We start from the raw sequence: 16,008 nt of genomic DNA, 5'->3' as shown, positions 1-16,008 counted from the left end.
GCTACGGTCGTCACCTCGCTATCTACTTCGGATGGGCGACACCAACCGGCAGGTAATCGAGCGACTCTACGAGGACGTTTGGAACGGCAAGAACCCGAACACGGCCGAGGAACTGGTCCACGACGCGTACGTCATCCACGACAGAGAACTCGCCGAGGAGTTGCAGGGGCCCGACCTCTACAACGCGCTCGCGTCGTCGACGCGTGAGTTATTCTCGAATCTATCGTTCACTATCGAAGACGTGGTCGCCGCGGACGACGAGGTCGCGCTTCGGTGGACGATGGTGGGAACGCACGAAGGGCGGCTATTCGGGGTCGAGCCCACCGGGGAGCGGGTCGAACTGGCTGCCATCGAGATCAATCGTTTCGAGGACGGGCAACTGATCGAGACCTGGACGCAAAGCGACCAGTTGGGCCTCATGGGACAGGTCGGTGCACTCTCCGAGATCAACTGACGGTTTGATAGGAGTGGATCGTCTCGTACCTGTATGCACGTCGGTCTGCACCAAGGACACTCGAGGGATGAATCATGCCCCAGGCGACGTTGAAGGTCAAGTCGAACGACGGGCTCGTCGCGCTTTCAGAAGCCCATCCCGACGTAGCGTTCGAGGTTCTTGGAGCGTGGCCCGATGGGGAGGAGCTCCGCCTGCTCGTGGAGACGGACGTACTCGATGTCGACCCACTCACTGAGACGCTCGGAACGATCTCCGACGTCACCGATTTCGAGGTCCGGCACGCGGGTTCCGACCGGGTTCTCTGCGAGGTGGCCACGACGATACCCGAACCACATGGGGCGATTGCGGACTCCGGTGTCGTCCCGTCGTTTCCGTTGCACCTCGAAGGCGGGTGGCTCGTCGGTGACCTCGTCGCGTCGCGAGATCAGCTCTCCGCCTTTCGCGACGAACTGGATTCGGCAGGGATCGAGTATCGGATCACGCAGGTTTCTGCGACGTCCACGGAGTCTCCCCTGCTTACCGACCGTCAGCGCGAGGTCGTCGACGTTGCCCTGGAACACGGATACTACGATTCACCGCGTGACTGCACGCTGACGGCGCTCGCCGAGCACCTCGACGTGAACAAATCCGCCGTGAGTCGCGTGCTCCATCGAGCCGAGGGAAAGATCATCACTGCGTTTGGGTCGGCGGGCGGCGATTCACGATCCTCGACGAATGAGCGATAGCGAGTCCCCGCGCTTCCAGCAACTGCATCGATCGCTGTCGTTCGAACGGGGTGAGCGGGTCACGAACACATCTCGATTATGGTGTCGTCTTCGGCCAGGTCGCTACTCAACGATAGCCACGTCGAACTTCCCGCGCCAGCGGTATCGCCGGCCGCCCCAGACGAACGTCCGTCGGGCGAGCGCGTAGAAAATGAGAGGGACAAACACGAACAGCGATGGGTAGGCCAGCACGGCCGTCCACCGGCGGACGCCCAGTACCTCGTTGACGCCGAGGTGCACCACCGTCAGAACGACTGCCGCATGGAGCGGAGCCAAGATCGCTCCAGCGAGGACGAGCAACGAGACCGGACAGATCCCGGCGACTGTCCCGGGGAAATGCCAGCGGAGAATCTGTGTCCATCGGACCGGGCGCTCGACCGCCTCCCGGATGGTTCCCCCGATGGGGACGATGCGCGTCCGGCCGACCGTCGTCACCTGGAGGTACTCCATGAGGAGTCCGTCGTCGCTGACGGTCCGCCGAAGCTCGTCAAGAAACGCGACCTCGTCGATGTCGCTTCGCTCGAACACGACCGCACCACCCCAAATCTGATTGCCGAGATAGAGACCCAGCGAGCCGGCCGAGGCGTACAGCGGTTCGAGCAGCACTGACAGGGGATCCTCTCCGACGAAGTACGGCACCTCCGACACGGGGCCGTGGGTTTCGTAGTCCGCGTTCATCGTCGCCAGCCAGTCCGGCGGGTGGTGGAAGTCGTCGTCCGTCCAGACGAGGCGGTCGTGGCGTGCAGCCTCCATCCCGCCGGCGATGGCGGTGGCTCCCCGAACAGCCCGCTGGCTCACCGGCGGCGACGAGCCTGACGCCCTCACCGTGGCCATCGTGTTCGGCGACTGGGTCGTCCTCGGTGTCGTGGACGACCAATAGCTCGTCGCTGTATTCGAGCTGGGGAGCCAGTTCCCGCATGCATCGGTTCATCTGAACAAAGCCGGAGATTCCTGAGACTGTCGGTCGCTTCAGCGATCGGCGACATCGACGTGAAGCGACGAGGTCACGGTCGCGTCAGTGCGCGCCGATGCTGCCGGTAGGAGCCGAACAACCCGAACGGGGAGCACGTCGTATTCGAGAACTGGAGTCTCGTCTGTCACGCTCGGATTTTGGCATCGAGTGGTTCTTACAATCATCTCGGCACGGGACCGGCGGGCAATCACCGAGCGCGAACTCATCCAGACGGCTCTTCGTACGGTACGTGGCAGCGTTCTCATCGGCTTTGGAATCAAACTCGGCCCTGAACGAAGCGTCCTATCGTAACGTCGGAACTACTGACTGACTTCCCCTCGCCCATGAGAGTCTAGATCGACGGGCAAACGAAAGGTTAATACAAATTGTAGAAATACAATATGATGCGATGGCTCAGAACAACATCGGTCGCCTTTGGGATCGAATCGTTGCGCGGTACGAACCGGAAGAAGAATCGGATTGCTGCGGTGCCGAAGTCGAATCGGTTGAATCGGATTCACGCGAGGACGACTCGGGGCCCTGCAGCGAATAAGAGAAAAACGGAAAAACGAGATATGTCTGAAACGGACTCGACGCCCGACGATGTCTACGACACGATCGATCGACTGTACGACGATCCGGACGCCAAAATAGCGGCCCTGCAGGACATTCGCCCGTCAGTGGAGGACGTCGCCGGTCAGGGAACCGTCTTCAAGGCGCTCGGGAACGAGGATCGACTCCGGGTTCTCGAAGTGCTGCGCCAGTCGGAGTGCTGTGGATGTGAACTGCAGGTCGTCCTCGACGCACCCCAATCGACCGTCGCCACGCACCTTCGAAAGCTGAAAGCGGCGGGGTTGGTCAAGTCTCGCAAAAAAGGAAAGTGGAGTTACTATCGCATCGCCGACACCGCGGTGTTCGAACTCCTCGACCTCGCCCGGGCCGTCGGGGAGGACGCCTGACGTGTTGCCGAGTGGGTTCGAGAGTGCGCTCCTCGACTCTGGCGCGTACTTCGTGTACCTGGCTCTGGTTCTCGTTCCGCTGTTCCTCGGGGCGTCGTTCCTCGTGGGCCTCGTGGGCGAGTACCTGCCACCGGAAGACATCGAGCGCAAACTTCGTCGCTACGACGAAGGCACAGGCAACGTGGCCGCTGCCGGACTGGGTGCGGTGACGCCGTTCTGCTCGTGCTCGACCGTGCCCGTCCTGGCCGGATTGCTGCAGGCGGGTGCGCCGCTCGGAATCGCGTTCTCGTTCCTGCTCGCCTCGCCGCTCGTCAACGAGATCGCGGTGGTGCTGCTGCTCGGATTGTTCGGCCTCGAAGTGACCGTCTGGTACGTCGTCCTGACCTTCGCCGCGTCCGTCGTCGGTGGGCTCGTCATCGGTCGATTGGGGCTAGCCGAGCACGTCAAAGACGTCCGCATCGTGGACGACGGCAGTCGAACCGCCGTGGCAGACGGCGGGACAGCCGATCACGAGGCGGCCAGGACGGTACCCACCGAGGCGACCCGCGGCCAGCGCATCGAGGCGGCGGCGCAGGATGCCTGGTCGTTCTTCGTCGATACCCTTCCGTATCTGGTTCTCGGCATGGTCATCGGCGCACTGATCCACGGCGTCGTTCCCGTCGACGCGTTGCGAACGGTCCTCGGACCCGACAACCTGCTGGCCGTCCCGCTGGCCGCACTTGCGGGCGCGCCGGTCTACGTCAGCCTCAGCGGTATGTTGCCCATCGCGGCGTCGCTCAGCGAACAGGGGGTCGCCATCGGGACGGTTCTTGCCTTCGTCGTCGGTGGCGCGGGCGTGAGCGTCCCGAATCTCGTCCTCCTGAACAAGCTCTTCGATCGCCGATTGCTGCTCGTCTACGCCGGGACCATCGTTGCGATCGGCGTCACCGTCGGTCTCGCGTTCAATCTCCTCCTCTAAGTACGGGACGACCAGATCGAGTCGACAAACGATCCACTTCCCACGCGAACGTTACCAACCGCTTCGAAAACATGACACGAAACCAACGACGAAACGATGGCAGTACTGCCGAACGGCACTCGACCGCACGGACGACCGTTCGATTCGGTGCGACGAAAACCGGGCGGTCCCGCGACGGCGATATCGAAGGAACGTGCCAGTGATGAACGAACGAAACGACGACCACGATCGGACGGACGGTGGCGCACAGACGATGACCAACCTCGACGGGGATGTGGCTATCGTGACTGGTTCCTCGCGCGGCATCGGCCGTGCGACCGCCGAGCGACTCGCGAACGACGGCGCGTCCGTCCTCGTCAACTACGTGGCCGACGAGGATGCGGCGAAAGGCACCCTCGACGCGATCGATGCCGACGGCGGCGAAGCGATCGTCGTCCAGGGAGACGTGAGCGAAGCGGACGACGTCGAGCGATTGTTCGACGAGGCCGAAGCCGCGTTCGGACGCGTCGATATCGTCGTCAACGCTGCGGGAATTGCCATCTGCGGACGACTGTCGGACTTCGCGGAGGCGGACTTCGAACGCGTCTTCGACGTTAACGCGAAGGGAACCTTCCTGGTTCTCCGGGAGGCGGCGAACCGCATCGCCGAGGGCGGACGAATCGTCGATTTCTCGACCGTGGGAACTGCACGGGGTGGATCGGGAATCGGTCCCTACGCCGGCAGCAAAGCGGCGGGAGAGCGGATGGTAATCGCGCTCGCCGAAGAACTCGGCGAGTGGGGCATCAGGGTCAACACGGTCTCGCCCGGGATCACGGACACCGATGGGCTACTGATGAGCGACGAGACGGTCGAACGGATGGTCGAACGGACGCCTCTCGGTCGCCGCGGACGGGCGGACGAGGTCGCTGACGTGGTCGCCTTCCTCGTCAGTGCCGACGGGCGGTGGGTGACCGGACAGACCATCCACCCATCCGGCGGCTGGGAAATCGGCTGGTGAGCAGACGATCATCGAGGGCTCGGAAAACGTGACCAGTTCGCGACTCCACGTCCACGACGCCGCCAGCGCGTTTGTCGCCGTCGCCGAGGCCGGTCGAAGGGAACTCTGACACGTGGTCGATGACGAACCGGTGAGCGCCGCGGATATCTCGGAGGAGTTTGCGGAACGGCTCGGCGCGACCAGCCTCCATCCCGGTGGCGGTGGCCTTTTCCCGGTATCGGTTCCCGCTCACTGACGGCGACGAGTCGGACTCGCTCGGGGAGATCCTCCCGCTAGGTGACGGGACCTTCCTCGCCGTCGTGGATGACCAGTAGCTCGTCGTCGTCTCCGAGTTGGGCGGCTTGCTCCGCGCAGGCGTCGGTCCACCTCATCGTGGGCAGCAGGACGCTCGTCGGCGACCGGCCGGACATGGTGAGTACCCTTCCTTGCCGGGGGCGATGAGCGCACTGCCGGTGATCCACGGACGCTCATGTGCACGATGTGAGGGAGGTGTTGCTTCCTCGTCAACGGGGATCGACATGGGGCCGTTCGTGTCGCTATTCTGGCTTTTCGACGAGCCCGGCCGTCATTCTTCGCCAGATCGAGGGAAACCATCGGGTAAGCGATAAACCGGCCCTTGTTTTCCAGTCGGGCGTGATTACCGACTGGGTCGAATGGATCTTGGATGCCAGCTTGCGACCCACTTCCTCGGCTTCGACCGTCATCCACTCCGGGTATTCGATATCTGCAGTCATCTGCGTGTTCGTGGACGGCGGAATCATCAACGTACAGGAGACATCCGTGTGTCGGAGTTCGAGCCGGAGGGAGCGGGTGAACCCCTTGATCGCACCTTTGGTTGCGGAATACCCAGATAGACCAGGATGTCCGGTGTCCGGTGTCCCGGAGCCCATGTTGTGGATGATACCGGTCCCCTGTTCTAGCATGTGCGGGAGAACCGCCCGAATCAGTCGTTGGTAGCCGAAGAAGTTGATCTCGAACTCGCGACGGGTATCAGCCATCGAGCGCTCCTGAAACGGAGCGAATCGGGCGACACCCGCGTTGTTGACGAGGATATCGATTCGGTCCCAGTCGTCGATGATGTCGCTCACCGCCATGTCCACGTCGTCGGCGTCGGTGACGTCGCATTCGTAGTATCGAACCTGACCGGGATAGTCGTCTCGAACGTCACGAACGTTGTCGCCAGCAATATCGAGGGCAGCAATCCGGTGTTTGTCCTTGGCCAGGACTCTCAACATGTGGTAGCCGATACCTGCGTTCGCGCCGGTGAGGACGACGACCATCTCGTCGTTCGACGTGGTCATATTCCGTCGCGTCGGTCCCCAGTATGAGGAAAACGTTCACGATTGGTAGCCCGGTGACAGATTCCAAGAGAAAGCGTTCTCTCAGCCCCAATGGTGGGATCAAAGCTCGAGATCTCCGCGATTAAATTTATGAGATTCATCAGTTATCTCTCCTTAACCGGGAGCTATGACGGCACTGCCGGTGATCCCCGGACGCTTATAGTCAACGACTTTTGCGGTGGCGCGCCATGGTGAGTGCATGCGTTACGTCACCGTCGTGGCCTATCCCGACGAGGAGGGAATCAACCGGCTCGACCGACGGGTCAACGAGCTCGGCTTGGCGTACCGAGCCATCCACCGAATGGAACTCCTCGACGATGACACGGTGGCGATGTTCGCCGAGGGTCGCGGCGACGTCGAGGGGCTCCGACAGGTGTTGTCGGAGGCGCCCGAGGTCTACGAGTTCTCGATCTCCGGCGACGATGCCGGGTTCTTCGCCTACACGCGCTATGTGGCGGACGATCTGACTCGGATGCTCATGCAGGGTCGTCGCGAGTCGTCGTACCTGATCGACATGCCGGTCGAGTACACCGACGAAGGCGGTCTCCGGGTGACCTACATCGGGACGGAGGCGGCCTTCGCCGACGTGCTCTCCGAGCAGCCGGACGGCGTCAGGGTCGATGTCGAGCGAACCGGCCCGTACAACCCCGGGCCTCGCCACGTAGTCTCCCGGTTGACCGAGCGCCAGCGCGAGGTGCTCGAGGCAGCAGTCGACCTCGGATACTACCGAGAGCCTCGCGAGGCGACCCACAACGAGATCGCGGCGGCAACCGGACTCTCCGAGACGACCGTCGGCGAGCACCTGCGGAAGATCGAGGCGGCCGTGTTCTCGTCGCTGCGCGTCGGCGCCACCGACCGCTAACACGACCGGCTGTTTCGGAGACTCCACCAATAGTCAGTCGCGTTCTTGCCTGCGACTAGCGCTGCAGTCTTTCACACCAAGAACGCGTGTCTACATCAACGATCGAACGCCGACTGCGTTACACCGTCACCGTCTCGCGCTATGCGGACGCCCTGGCGACGAACTCGGTAACGATTCTATTTTCTGCCCGCTGAAGCAGCTTACTCATCGACGATTTGTTGATATCGAACGTTTCTGCTAACTCGGTGAGCGTGCAGCGTTGGGTCGCCTCGTAGTACCCACGTTCAACCGCTTCAGCAACCACCTGCCATTGGCGCTCCGTAAGCAACTCGCTTGGGTCGTATGAGTGGGTTAGTGAGACGATTTCATACGGAATCCCGACGTCCGTTATCTCATCCAGATATTCCGACAATTGGTCCTGTGGAGCCGTTAATTGGGCCGAATACCATCCGTTTTGAAGGCTAACTGGATACAGTGGAACAGTCCCCGACGAGATGAGTGCCTCATATGACTCTGTCATCCGGCTTGTGAATTGGAATACCACCATTTGATCGTCCGTATGGAGTGGTTCGCAAGACTCTACCTCGGGTTTCTCTTCGACACTTTCCACTATCCTTCCACCATCTCGTGTCCGGATTTCGACGATCCCGAGCAAGCCGTTGTTAATGGGAATCGTCGCTGATATGTTGAACTGTGCCTCCGGAAACTCTGTTGAGAGAATCGCCAGCCAATCTTCAACCTTCGATGCGTCAATTTTTAGCTGCAGATGGGCCATTTCACTGAGCTTAGAGTACGTAGTACTTAAACATGGAAACCGGTTTCCAGCCGAGACTACGATGATTGCCCGGCGATTACGTATACCGCGATGAACTCACACAAGCTCGTGACGACACAGACTGAGAAGCAACAATGAGTCTTGAAACCACTGTTGACGGAGCCACTGTAGTTGTAACCGGGGCATCAAGTGGAATCGGAGAAGTCGTCGCGAAACGGTTCGCCGCGAATGGAGCAAACGTTGTAATTTGCTCTCGTACCCAGGAAAATGTCAACGAAGTTGCCGAACAGATACAAGAATCGGGGAGCAATGCGCTCGCTATCGAGTGCGACGTGACTGATCGTGAGGCCGTTGACCGACTTTTCACCTCCACAGTCGAAGAATTCGGTACCGTAGACACACTCATCAACAACGCTGGTACGAGGTTCATGACCGGCTTCGATGACATCTCTGAGGAGGAGTGGAAGACTGTCATCGATGTCAATCTCCATGGTACATATAACTGTACACAGGCTGCTGGCAAACACCTTAAGGAAGCCGGTGGAACGGTGGTCAACTTCGGTCTTTCCAGCGCCGCAAATCAGCGCGGGACACCATCTCTAAGCCACTATAGCGCCGCGAAGGCCGCCGTGATCAATCTCACAACGACACTGGCATACGAGTGGGCGGACCACAATGTCAGAGTCAACTGCATCGCGCCAGGTTTCGTTGCGACTCCAGCCGTCGAAAGCGGGTTCGGTATCTCCGCAGCGGAGATCGACCGTGTTGAAATTAAGCGGTCCATCGCGCTTCCCGAAGAGATCGCCGCTATCGCGGTGTTTCTCGCCAGTCCGGATTCATCTCATATCGTTGGCGAGACGATTACGGTCGATGGCGTCCCTCGAATCGAGGAGACGCCTGAACTCTGATTACAGTTAATAGAAATGTTTAGTGCGTCTCCGTCGTAGTCAGTCCTTCTGCGAGAGATGTGATGAGCAGATCCATTATCTGGTCGTAGTACCCCTCCTCGTACTCATCGTACCTGTCCTTGTGCAGTACCTGTAGAGCAATCGTACTCAAGACCCCGAGAATCGCCGCTGGATCACGCTCCGCAAACGGACCACTACTGTGTTCCTGGAGCGCCTCAATAAAGGGGATGATGTCCGCCACGCCTTCCTGTTGGATTTCCGCCAACACCTCGGGGGAGACGTTCCGAAATATCTCTCGGTAGTTGTCTTGGGTGAATGTCTGCTGGACGAGCGGGTTGCTCTCGAGATAGTCTCGATAGCACCAGAGCAACCGTTTGAGTCCCTCACACGGATCAGTTACTCCATCTAACTCCTCACGAAGGTTCTCGTAAAAGACCTCACTCTCGTGTTGAAGGATTTCGAGATATAGATCGGCTTTTGAGTCGAAAAATCGGTAGAACATCGGCTTAGAGATGCCGACCGAGTCGGTGATGTCCGTAATTGTGGTTTTCTTTGGTCCGTGCCGAAACATCAGTCTGCGTCCCGACTGAATAAGGTCCTCTCTGATGCGTGTGCGTTCTTCGTCGCTGAAGCCGGGCATGTTTCGCTATTCGAGTTGATAGCGAATAAACGAATCGATAACTCGGTATACTCCATTAACCGAAACAGTTAGGTGGTAACGCAGTGAAGGTAGAGACATGGCAGCCATCAGCGTGACCGATCTAACGAAGGACTATGGGACCGTCCTCGGTATCGATTCCCTCTCGTTCACCGTTGAAGAGGGAGAGATCTTCGGATTTCTCGGGCCAAATGGGGCGGGAAAAACGACGACGATCCGGACGATTCTCGGATTGCTCGACCCAACCGCTGGAACCGCCACGGTACTTGGCGCGGACGTGCACGATGAAGATGCGCTCATCAACGTGAAACAACGGATTGGGTATCTGCCAGCCGATCTCGGATTCAACGAAGCGGTCACGGGAAACCAGCTTCTCGATTATTACGCGTCAGTCAAGGGTGATCGACGACGGGAGGAACTTCTCGAGTTGTTCACACCACCGCTCGATCGACCGATTCGGGAGTATTCGAGCGGGAACAGGCAACTGCTCGGCATTGTCCAGGCGTTCATGCACGATCCCGATCTCGTCATCATGGATGAGCCGACCTCCGGACTCGATCCACTCAACCAGGCACAGTTCAACGAGTTCATTAGAGAGGAAAAAGAAAGCGGAACGACGTTTTTCTTCTCGTCGCACGTTCTGAGCGAAGTCCGTCGTGTCTGTGATCGGGTGGGAATCCTCCGCAAGGGTCGTATCGTCGGGCTTGAGGATATCGAATCACTGGTGAACCGCGGCGGAAAACGTGTTCGTGTTCAGTTAGTTGACGAGGCAAGCGAGGAACTGTCGACGGTTGATGGTGTGGTAGACATTACGGCGATTGGTGACGAACTGCAATTCACTTACACGGGTGAGTACACCACGCTCTTCAGACAGCTTGCGAACTACGGGATTCTCGATGTCGAGATCAGCGAGCCACCACTCGAGGACGTGTTCATGCACTACTATGGAGACTCCGATTCACACATGATCGATGGGAGCAGGGAGGAAGCGCATGTTTGAGACGGCCCGGTACGAAGCGAGTCGACGACTCCGTGGGACAGCCGGGCTTTCAGTAAGTGTTAGCGTTTATGCAGTATTTTTGGCGTTCTTTTTCCAGTCATTGCCGAAGGAGCAATTACGCACGTCGGTTGAAATAATGCCACCGAGCGTGCTCGATGCGTTTGGTATCGTAGAACTATCTACTATTGAAGGATGGCTCGCGGCCGAGGTCTACACGTTCGTCGTGATCTGGGCACTCGGTATCTATTTCGCGTACACCGCAGCGGGCCTGATCGCTGACGATATTGAACACGACCGGATGGATCTCCTTATGTTACTCCCATTCTCCCGGTCGCGCCTCCTCGTAGAGAAATTTGCCTCGATACTTGTCCCGATTTTCATTGTGAATGGGGTTTTGCTGGTCGTTGTCTACGTTACTGCCCTCGGTATCGGAGAGCCTGTCGATCCGATTCGCCTAGTGATGGTTCATCTCCTTGCTATTCCATATCTGCTCACCTGTGCAGGGATCGGTATCTATCTCTCAACGTTGACGGTGTTCAATCGGGCTACCGTCGCACAGGGAACTGCCGTGGGAGTAATAGCCCTTCTCAATTTGATCGGGATTTTCGCGTCCGGGACGGTACTCTCGTGGATGATGATTGCCAGTCCACGAGAGTACTACAATCCAGCAGCGATTCTGATCGAAGGGAACTATAATCTAGTCTCTGCTGGTATCCTACTAATCGCAGCCGTTGTACTCGTGCTCGTCAGTCAACGTCGATTTCAGCGAAGGGACATTGACTGATGTATTCACGATATATCCACAGGATCGTGTTCTCGTCGCTCCACGTCAGCTCCCCGGATAGCTGAAGCCACGAGACAGACCCGCCAAACACGACCGTGAGTCAAGAACGTTCCGTCGTCTCAGATTCGACGTCGTACCGATGCGCCCACGCGTAGAGGAACTGGAACGCGGGATCGAGGGCCGAAGCTTTCTCCGTCGGTTCGTACTCGACGTGCGGTGGAATCTCGTCGTAGGATCGCCGGGAGACCAATCCGGCATCGACGAACTCCGAGAGGCGCTGGGAGAGGACTTTCGGTGATGCGCCGGTCGCGTCCTCGAGTTCTTGAAGCGCATCGGTCGCTGCTCGCAGAAGAGGTGATACAGGATCGCCATCGCGTACGCGTTCGTCACCAGATCGAGGAGTTCACCGACCGCCGAATGGAGTTCTTCGGGTGTCTCGTCGATTGGCGGGACGTCCGCTAGCAGATCGCGGTGAGCCTCCACCACGTCCTCCGGATCGCGGTCGTCAGCGGACGACGTCGCCCGTTCGGGTGCCGACGCAGATCCTCGGGATTCTTCGGGATGCTCCATGCTCCAGGTACGACGGACGGCGATAAATACGCGCTGACCGATCGGAAGCGTCCACGGTCCGGCGACGCCCACTTTCCGCCGAGAAAGTCGCTTTATTCCGGTACACTTGACAGTACTTGTCCATCCCACGCAAAGTCAACCACGAACATGGAACGACAGAGTCCATCGAAAGTCCTGGTCACGGGTGCGAGCGGTCGGACCGGCCGCGAACTGCTGGCGGAACTCGCCGACACGTCGCTCACCGTTCGCGCGCTCACCCGATCGGCGGAGAACCGCGAATCACTTCTAGCGGACGGCGCTGATGATGTTGTCGTCGGTGATTTGATCGATAGTGCTGATGCTCGAACCGCTGTCGAGAGTTGCGATGCGGTCCTGTTCGCCGCAGGGTCGAGCCTCTCCACGGGACTCTTGCGACCCAGTCGGGTCGTCGACGGCGACGGTGTGCTCACCCTGGTGGAAGCAGCCGAAGAGGCCGACATTCGTCGGTTCGTCCTGCAGAGTTCGATCGGGGTCGGCGACTCCCGGCCGGGGATGCCGTGGTGGGCGCGATTGCTCGTCCTCCGATGGACGGTTCGCGCGAAGGCGCGTGCTGAGGCAGCACTCCACGACTCCGACCTCGAATACGTCATCCTCCGGCCGGGCTGGCTGACTGACGATCCCGCGACGAACGATCTCGTGCTCGCCGAAGGGGGCGGACCCATGACCGGGTCGGTGCCGCGCGCAGACGTCGCCCACCTCATGGTGGCGGCTCTTAATACGCCAGCGGCGACGGGTCGGACGTTCGAGGTTGTTTCCCGGGAGTCCGCAACTGACGTGGATCCACGTAGCCGGACCTCGATAGAATGGAACGACGGCGAGGATTCGCCGGTGATGTCCTCCCATGTGTGACGGGAGTACTGCGAGGAACGCTCGCTTCGAACCCGTCCACCCCGTGAAGTTGTCGAGAACGTCACCGGTCACTGCCGTGTGTTCGCGATCGAAGCCCTTCCAGGGCTGGCCGTTCCAGCACCGAATGTCGCCGGTCACTCCGCGTCGGGGAGGGGATCCGTGACTGGACTACTCGGCCAGTCGGATTCGCTTCTCGTTGGCCTGTTTGCCGCGTCAACCATCCTGATCGGGCTCATGGCCGGGCTCTTTTTCGCCTACTCGGTGAGCGTGGTACTGGCGCTCGAGACGCTCCCGGCGTCGGCGTACACGCAAGTGATGCAGTCGATCAACGAGAAAATCCTGAACGCGGTGTTCGGCATCGCCTTTGGAGGTGCGATCGTCGTCCCGGTCGTCGGTACGCTTGTCGTGTTCGCCGGCGGACACTGGACGATGACGTACGGCCAGTCGTTCCTCATGGCGTCACTCATCTACCTAGTCGGGACGGTCGGGATCACGTCAAGAATCCATATTCCGATGAACGACTCCATCGAAACGTGGTCCGTCGAGTCGCCCCCGGACGACTGGCGGACGGTCCGGTCACGGTGGGCGCAATGGAACCACGTTCGAACAGTGGCCGCCGTCGTCTCGTTCGTGCTGTCTCTCGTTGCGACGGCATCGATGACGTGAGCTGAAATCGTAGTAGACGGACGCGACAGAACACTCGTTCGATTCGATCTTCGCACGCCTGGTTGAGGGGTCCTCCCTCGGAGGGTGCCATATATGGCTCCCGTGTGTACTCCTGGATGATTCCGCATCGGAATGTTATACGTACGAGCATCAGCTTTCCAGTCTCGAAGCCGATTCCAGTCAACACCTATTTCCAATCGATATACAACTATCCGGAGAGTCTACGGGCGAAATGCGAGTGTGCGCGAATCCGTCTGATTTCCTCCACGAATACGACGGTGCGTCCGACCAGAGCACGGAGAGTAGCACGTCAGGAGGAATCATTGACACTGCCGCCGCAGAACCGCGTCACGTTTTCTTGGACCTTCTCGCTTGCCCTGTCCAGTACGGAACCGGACACGCCGGGGGCACCACAGACCAGCACAAATGCATCGGTACTGTCTAGCGTTAGCCTCGTGTCGGCGGCATTTCGGTAGGGATAGACGGCGATCAACGAATCGCCATCATCGATAACGAGCTCCCCACCCCCGAGCGTCGTCGAGTCGTTCATTCCGATGCCACGGAACGGCTCGCCCTCCTCGGCGAACCGGAGGCGGAGCTTCTCACCCAACAGATCGCGGTCGAACGCTGCGAGCGGGACCTTCGACGTCAGCGACGCGAGATTGGACGCATCGACGAACGTGTTGATGGTCGGTATCGGCGTGCCCTGAAGCGTCCGGCGGGCGAGTGCCTCCGCGGCGGGCCTGATCTTCGTCGGATCGATGTCCAGGTCCCAGAAGAACGCGCGATACGCCTGGAACAGCGGCTCATCCGCGATGTCGTCCCTGTCGTGATTCGAGCGGAAGTCCGAGAGGACGTCGTCCTTGAATCCCTCAAGCTGCTCGGACTCGGCCTCGATCCTCGCTCCTTTTACGACGAACGACTGCACGGCTAAATCCGGGAAACGCTGGGAGACCGGGTCGGCGATGCTGAACGTCGGGGCGGAGGTCATGGGTCGATCCGTGAATCCTCTGTTTCAAAGATGAGCTGTGGTCCGTCCGCCGTTTCGGCGATGGCGGTGATCCGTTCCATCTCCCCGAGGAACGTGGCAACTCGATCACCGGCGGGCGTCAGCTGGTACAGCGTGCGTGGTGGTGTCGAGGCGACCGTGGTCTTCTCGATGAAGCCTTTCTCCGTGAGATCCGACAGTCGTCGGGAGAGCATCGTCTCGGAGATGCCGTCGATCTCCTGTTCCAGCTCGCCAAACCCATGCGAATCCGTCGCGAGGACCTGGAGGACGTGCAACGCCCACTTATTGCCGAGTCCCTGCTGAAGGTGGTGCCAGGTCCGCTGCCAGTCGTCCGTCGTCTTCTCGGGCATGATTCTACACTCGTGTATCGACGGGATAAATAGTGATGCCGACTCCCAGGTCCGTTAGTGGAGCAGCCACCAGCGGTACTCCCAACGCTCCCGAGCCTCCACTTGAGCACGAGGATGGCTCTGCATCGGGTCAACTCCCGATCGGTTCAAGATCCGCAGTGAAGTGGCGTAACTCCGGCATCGACGGCTCGCCAGCGATCCGATACCCCGACACTGTCTCGCGGGCCTGGCGGACGTTATCGACGCTGACGGGCTGGCCTGCCACGGAGTCGTTAGTGATCGTGACGACGATAGTTGGGACGTTCTCGGGGCCGACCTCTGCGATTACCTCCCGGGCGCGCTCGACGTCGAGGTTGCCTTTGAATGGTTCGGTCGAGTCCATTTCCCAGGCCTCGGGTGCCGGACAATCGACGGGGTCGGCACCTTGGTTGGCGACGTGGGCTCGCGTCGTGTCGAAGTGGGTGTTGTTGATCACCACGTCGCCTTCGTCTACGAGCGCCCCGTACAGCACCGTCTCGGCCCCTCGTCCCTGGTTGGCCGGGACGAGTCGGTCGAAGCCCATCACGTCCGCGACGGCGTCCCGGAGTTCGTGGAAGCTCTCCGAGCCGGCGTAGGCTTCCTCGCCACGCTGTAGGGCGGCCCACTGGTCGTCGCTCATTGCGCCGGTGCCCGAGTCGGTCAACAGATCGATGTAGACGTCGCGTGCATCGATGTTGAAGATGTTGTAGGCCGCCGCTTCTAAGATCCCTTCCCGTTCGTCACGGTTCGGGAGTTCGATTCGGGTCGCAACCTTGGTCTTGTAGGCGTAATCTTCCGTCGCTTCCGGAGGCATAATGGTTTGATCGGTGGGGATTCGCCATAATCCAGGAGGCCGACTCCCACATCCGAAAGTCGCTTAGCCTGACGTGGACCGTCGCCGAGGGCCGAAAATCGGATCATCACGGGGTTCGTCGCGGAAGCGGCTCCGGAATCTGGGTCTGGCTTGCCTCACTCGCTCGGGCGGCGTCTTTGCGAGCCGTGGAGAACACGAGCCAGGTAATCCTCGCTAACACCAAAGTCGAACTCCAGTCGGAACGTCGGATCCACTTCGTATCAAATTAGAGGTGTCGTGTCG

General features: G+C 59.8%; 19 protein-coding genes and 1 pseudogene. 11 read left to right on the top strand and 9 right to left on the bottom strand.

Going from position 1 to position 16,008, the window contains the following annotated elements; genetic code table 11:
• The first annotated feature begins 31 nt into the window (after positions 1 to 31).
• Positions 32 to 454 (top strand): ester cyclase, encoded by a 423-nt coding sequence (locus RJT50_RS12630; RefSeq protein ID WP_313691775.1) that lies wholly within the window; start codon positions 32 to 34, stop codon positions 452 to 454.
• A gap of 74 nt (positions 455 to 528) precedes the next feature.
• A complete protein-coding gene (locus tag RJT50_RS12625) occupies positions 529 to 1,179 on the top strand; it encodes a helix-turn-helix domain-containing protein (protein WP_313691774.1) in 651 nt (216 codons plus the stop codon).
• Between the two features lie 102 nt (positions 1,180 to 1,281).
• On the opposite strand, the pseudogene RJT50_RS12620 reads toward RJT50_RS12625, so the two are convergent.
• Positions 1,282 to 2,149 (bottom strand): annotated as a pseudogene (locus tag RJT50_RS12620) (glycosyltransferase).
• Between the two features lie 596 nt (positions 2,150 to 2,745).
• Here RJT50_RS12620 and RJT50_RS12615 point away from each other — a divergent pair.
• The 3 genes from RJT50_RS12615 to RJT50_RS12605 all read left to right on the top strand — a co-directional run bounded on the left by RJT50_RS12615 (position 2,746) and on the right by RJT50_RS12605 (position 5,084).
• Positions 2,746 to 3,129, top strand: coding sequence for an ArsR/SmtB family transcription factor (locus tag RJT50_RS12615; protein ID WP_313691770.1), 384 nt, complete (start codon positions 2,746 to 2,748; stop codon positions 3,127 to 3,129).
• A 1-nt stretch (position 3,130) separates the two neighbouring features.
• Positions 3,131 to 4,087 carry a permease gene (locus RJT50_RS12610; protein WP_313691769.1) on the top strand — a complete coding sequence of 319 codons (957 nt, stop codon included), beginning with the start codon at positions 3,131 to 3,133 and terminating at the stop codon, positions 4,085 to 4,087.
• A 202-nt stretch (positions 4,088 to 4,289) separates the two neighbouring features.
• Positions 4,290 to 5,084 carry an SDR family oxidoreductase gene (locus RJT50_RS12605; protein ID WP_313691768.1) on the top strand — a complete coding sequence of 265 codons (795 nt, stop codon included), beginning with the start codon at positions 4,290 to 4,292 and terminating at the stop codon, positions 5,082 to 5,084.
• 272 nt (positions 5,085 to 5,356) lie between these two features.
• Here RJT50_RS12605 and RJT50_RS12600 read toward each other — a convergent pair whose 3' ends face one another.
• Together RJT50_RS12600 and RJT50_RS12595 are read right to left on the bottom strand one after the other, a co-directional pair.
• The gene (locus RJT50_RS12600; RefSeq protein ID WP_425499679.1) at positions 5,357 to 5,494 is read right to left on the bottom strand and encodes a hypothetical protein; all 138 of its coding nucleotides are present in this window, start codon (positions 5,492 to 5,494) and stop codon (positions 5,357 to 5,359) included.
• A 126-nt stretch (positions 5,495 to 5,620) separates the two neighbouring features.
• Positions 5,621 to 6,385 carry an SDR family NAD(P)-dependent oxidoreductase gene (locus tag RJT50_RS12595; protein WP_313691767.1) on the bottom strand — a complete coding sequence of 255 codons (765 nt, stop codon included), beginning with the start codon at positions 6,383 to 6,385 and terminating at the stop codon, positions 5,621 to 5,623.
• A gap of 238 nt (positions 6,386 to 6,623) precedes the next feature.
• Here RJT50_RS12595 and RJT50_RS12590 point away from each other — a divergent pair, with 238 nt between their 5' ends.
• Positions 6,624 to 7,286, top strand: a complete 663-nt coding sequence (locus RJT50_RS12590) for a helix-turn-helix domain-containing protein (RefSeq protein ID WP_313691765.1) — start codon at positions 6,624 to 6,626, stop codon at positions 7,284 to 7,286.
• A gap of 139 nt (positions 7,287 to 7,425) precedes the next feature.
• Here RJT50_RS12590 and RJT50_RS12585 read toward each other — a convergent pair whose 3' ends face one another.
• Complete coding sequence (locus tag RJT50_RS12585; protein ID WP_313691764.1) at positions 7,426 to 8,061, bottom strand: helix-turn-helix domain-containing protein; 636 nt, start codon at positions 8,059 to 8,061, stop codon at positions 7,426 to 7,428.
• Between the two features lie 134 nt (positions 8,062 to 8,195).
• Between RJT50_RS12585 and RJT50_RS12580 the strand changes: the two genes are divergently transcribed.
• Complete coding sequence (locus RJT50_RS12580; protein ID WP_313691762.1) at positions 8,196 to 8,969, top strand: SDR family NAD(P)-dependent oxidoreductase; 774 nt, start codon at positions 8,196 to 8,198, stop codon at positions 8,967 to 8,969.
• A 19-nt stretch (positions 8,970 to 8,988) separates the two neighbouring features.
• Here RJT50_RS12580 and RJT50_RS12575 read toward each other — a convergent pair whose 3' ends face one another.
• The gene (locus RJT50_RS12575) at positions 8,989 to 9,609 is read right to left on the bottom strand and encodes a TetR/AcrR family transcriptional regulator (RefSeq protein ID WP_313691761.1); all 621 of its coding nucleotides are present in this window, start codon (positions 9,607 to 9,609) and stop codon (positions 8,989 to 8,991) included.
• 97 nt (positions 9,610 to 9,706) lie between these two features.
• Here RJT50_RS12575 and RJT50_RS12570 point away from each other — a divergent pair, with 97 nt between their 5' ends.
• Both RJT50_RS12570 and RJT50_RS12565 read left to right on the top strand, forming a co-directional pair.
• Positions 9,707 to 10,627 (top strand): ABC transporter ATP-binding protein, encoded by a 921-nt coding sequence (locus RJT50_RS12570; RefSeq protein WP_313691759.1) that lies wholly within the window; start codon positions 9,707 to 9,709, stop codon positions 10,625 to 10,627.
• The gene (locus RJT50_RS12565) at positions 10,620 to 11,411 is read left to right on the top strand and encodes an ABC transporter permease subunit (RefSeq protein ID WP_313691757.1); all 792 of its coding nucleotides are present in this window, start codon (positions 10,620 to 10,622) and stop codon (positions 11,409 to 11,411) included. Before RJT50_RS12570 ends, RJT50_RS12565 begins: the two co-directional genes overlap by 8 nt.
• A gap of 100 nt (positions 11,412 to 11,511) precedes the next feature.
• Here RJT50_RS12565 and RJT50_RS18670 read toward each other — a convergent pair whose 3' ends face one another.
• Positions 11,512 to 11,760, bottom strand: a complete 249-nt coding sequence (locus RJT50_RS18670) for a winged helix-turn-helix transcriptional regulator (RefSeq protein ID WP_425499734.1) — start codon at positions 11,758 to 11,760, stop codon at positions 11,512 to 11,514.
• A gap of 368 nt (positions 11,761 to 12,128) precedes the next feature.
• On the opposite strand from RJT50_RS18670, the gene RJT50_RS12560 reads away from it, so the two are divergent.
• Both RJT50_RS12560 and RJT50_RS12555 read left to right on the top strand, forming a co-directional pair.
• Positions 12,129 to 12,869, top strand: a complete 741-nt coding sequence (locus tag RJT50_RS12560; protein ID WP_313691756.1) for an SDR family oxidoreductase — start codon at positions 12,129 to 12,131, stop codon at positions 12,867 to 12,869.
• Between the two features lie 78 nt (positions 12,870 to 12,947).
• Positions 12,948 to 13,535 carry an anthrone oxygenase family protein gene (locus RJT50_RS12555; RefSeq protein WP_313691755.1) on the top strand — a complete coding sequence of 196 codons (588 nt, stop codon included), beginning with the start codon at positions 12,948 to 12,950 and terminating at the stop codon, positions 13,533 to 13,535.
• Between the two features lie 310 nt (positions 13,536 to 13,845).
• Here the strand turns inward: RJT50_RS12555 and RJT50_RS12550 are convergent, their stop codons facing one another.
• From RJT50_RS12550 to RJT50_RS12540, 3 genes are all read right to left on the bottom strand, one after another.
• The gene (locus RJT50_RS12550; protein WP_313691753.1) at positions 13,846 to 14,526 is read right to left on the bottom strand and encodes a B3/B4 domain-containing protein; all 681 of its coding nucleotides are present in this window, start codon (positions 14,524 to 14,526) and stop codon (positions 13,846 to 13,848) included.
• Positions 14,523 to 14,894, bottom strand: coding sequence for a winged helix-turn-helix transcriptional regulator (locus tag RJT50_RS12545; RefSeq protein ID WP_313691751.1), 372 nt, complete (start codon positions 14,892 to 14,894; stop codon positions 14,523 to 14,525). Before RJT50_RS12545 ends, RJT50_RS12550 begins: the two co-directional genes overlap by 4 nt.
• Positions 14,895 to 15,024: 130 nt before the next feature.
• Positions 15,025 to 15,726 (bottom strand): beta-eliminating lyase-related protein, encoded by a 702-nt coding sequence (locus RJT50_RS12540; protein WP_313691749.1) that lies wholly within the window; start codon positions 15,724 to 15,726, stop codon positions 15,025 to 15,027.
• Between the last annotated feature and the right edge of the window lie 282 nt (positions 15,727 to 16,008).

Source organism: Halobaculum sp. XH14, from assembly GCF_032116555.1.
Classification (GTDB): domain Archaea; phylum Halobacteriota; class Halobacteria; order Halobacteriales; family Haloferacaceae; genus Halorarum; species Halorarum halobium.
The sequence above is the reverse complement of the archived record's forward strand: the minus strand, read 5'-3'. Positions and strand labels throughout refer to the sequence as shown.

Excerpts from the sequence above, each read along its gene's own strand:
- RJT50_RS12595 (WP_313691767.1), bottom strand. The coding sequence starts at position 6,385 with ATGACCACGTCGAACGACGAGATGGTCGTCGTCCTCACCGGCGCGAAC.
- RJT50_RS12565 (WP_313691757.1), top strand. The coding sequence starts at position 10,620 with ATGTTTGAGACGGCCCGGTACGAAGCGAGTCGACGACTCCGTGGGACA.
- RJT50_RS12575 (WP_313691761.1), bottom strand. The coding sequence starts at position 9,609 with ATGCCCGGCTTCAGCGACGAAGAACGCACACGCATCAGAGAGGACCTT.
- RJT50_RS12600 (WP_425499679.1), bottom strand. The coding sequence starts at position 5,494 with ATGTCCGGCCGGTCGCCGACGAGCGTCCTGCTGCCCACGATGAGGTGG.
- RJT50_RS12625 (WP_313691774.1), top strand. The coding sequence starts at position 529 with ATGCCCCAGGCGACGTTGAAGGTCAAGTCGAACGACGGGCTCGTCGCG.
- RJT50_RS12590 (WP_313691765.1), top strand. The coding sequence starts at position 6,624 with ATGCGTTACGTCACCGTCGTGGCCTATCCCGACGAGGAGGGAATCAAC.
- RJT50_RS12550 (WP_313691753.1), bottom strand. The coding sequence starts at position 14,526 with ATGACCTCCGCCCCGACGTTCAGCATCGCCGACCCGGTCTCCCAGCGT.
- RJT50_RS12570 (WP_313691759.1), top strand. The coding sequence starts at position 9,707 with ATGGCAGCCATCAGCGTGACCGATCTAACGAAGGACTATGGGACCGTC.
- RJT50_RS12545 (WP_313691751.1), bottom strand. The coding sequence starts at position 14,894 with ATGCCCGAGAAGACGACGGACGACTGGCAGCGGACCTGGCACCACCTT.
- RJT50_RS12605 (WP_313691768.1), top strand. The coding sequence starts at position 4,290 with ATGAACGAACGAAACGACGACCACGATCGGACGGACGGTGGCGCACAG.
- RJT50_RS12615 (WP_313691770.1), top strand. The coding sequence starts at position 2,746 with ATGTCTGAAACGGACTCGACGCCCGACGATGTCTACGACACGATCGAT.
- RJT50_RS12560 (WP_313691756.1), top strand. The coding sequence starts at position 12,129 with ATGGAACGACAGAGTCCATCGAAAGTCCTGGTCACGGGTGCGAGCGGT.
- RJT50_RS12540 (WP_313691749.1), bottom strand. The coding sequence starts at position 15,726 with ATGCCTCCGGAAGCGACGGAAGATTACGCCTACAAGACCAAGGTTGCG.
- RJT50_RS12630 (WP_313691775.1), top strand. The coding sequence starts at position 32 with ATGGGCGACACCAACCGGCAGGTAATCGAGCGACTCTACGAGGACGTT.
- RJT50_RS12580 (WP_313691762.1), top strand. The coding sequence starts at position 8,196 with ATGAGTCTTGAAACCACTGTTGACGGAGCCACTGTAGTTGTAACCGGG.
- RJT50_RS12585 (WP_313691764.1), bottom strand. The coding sequence starts at position 8,061 with ATGGCCCATCTGCAGCTAAAAATTGACGCATCGAAGGTTGAAGATTGG.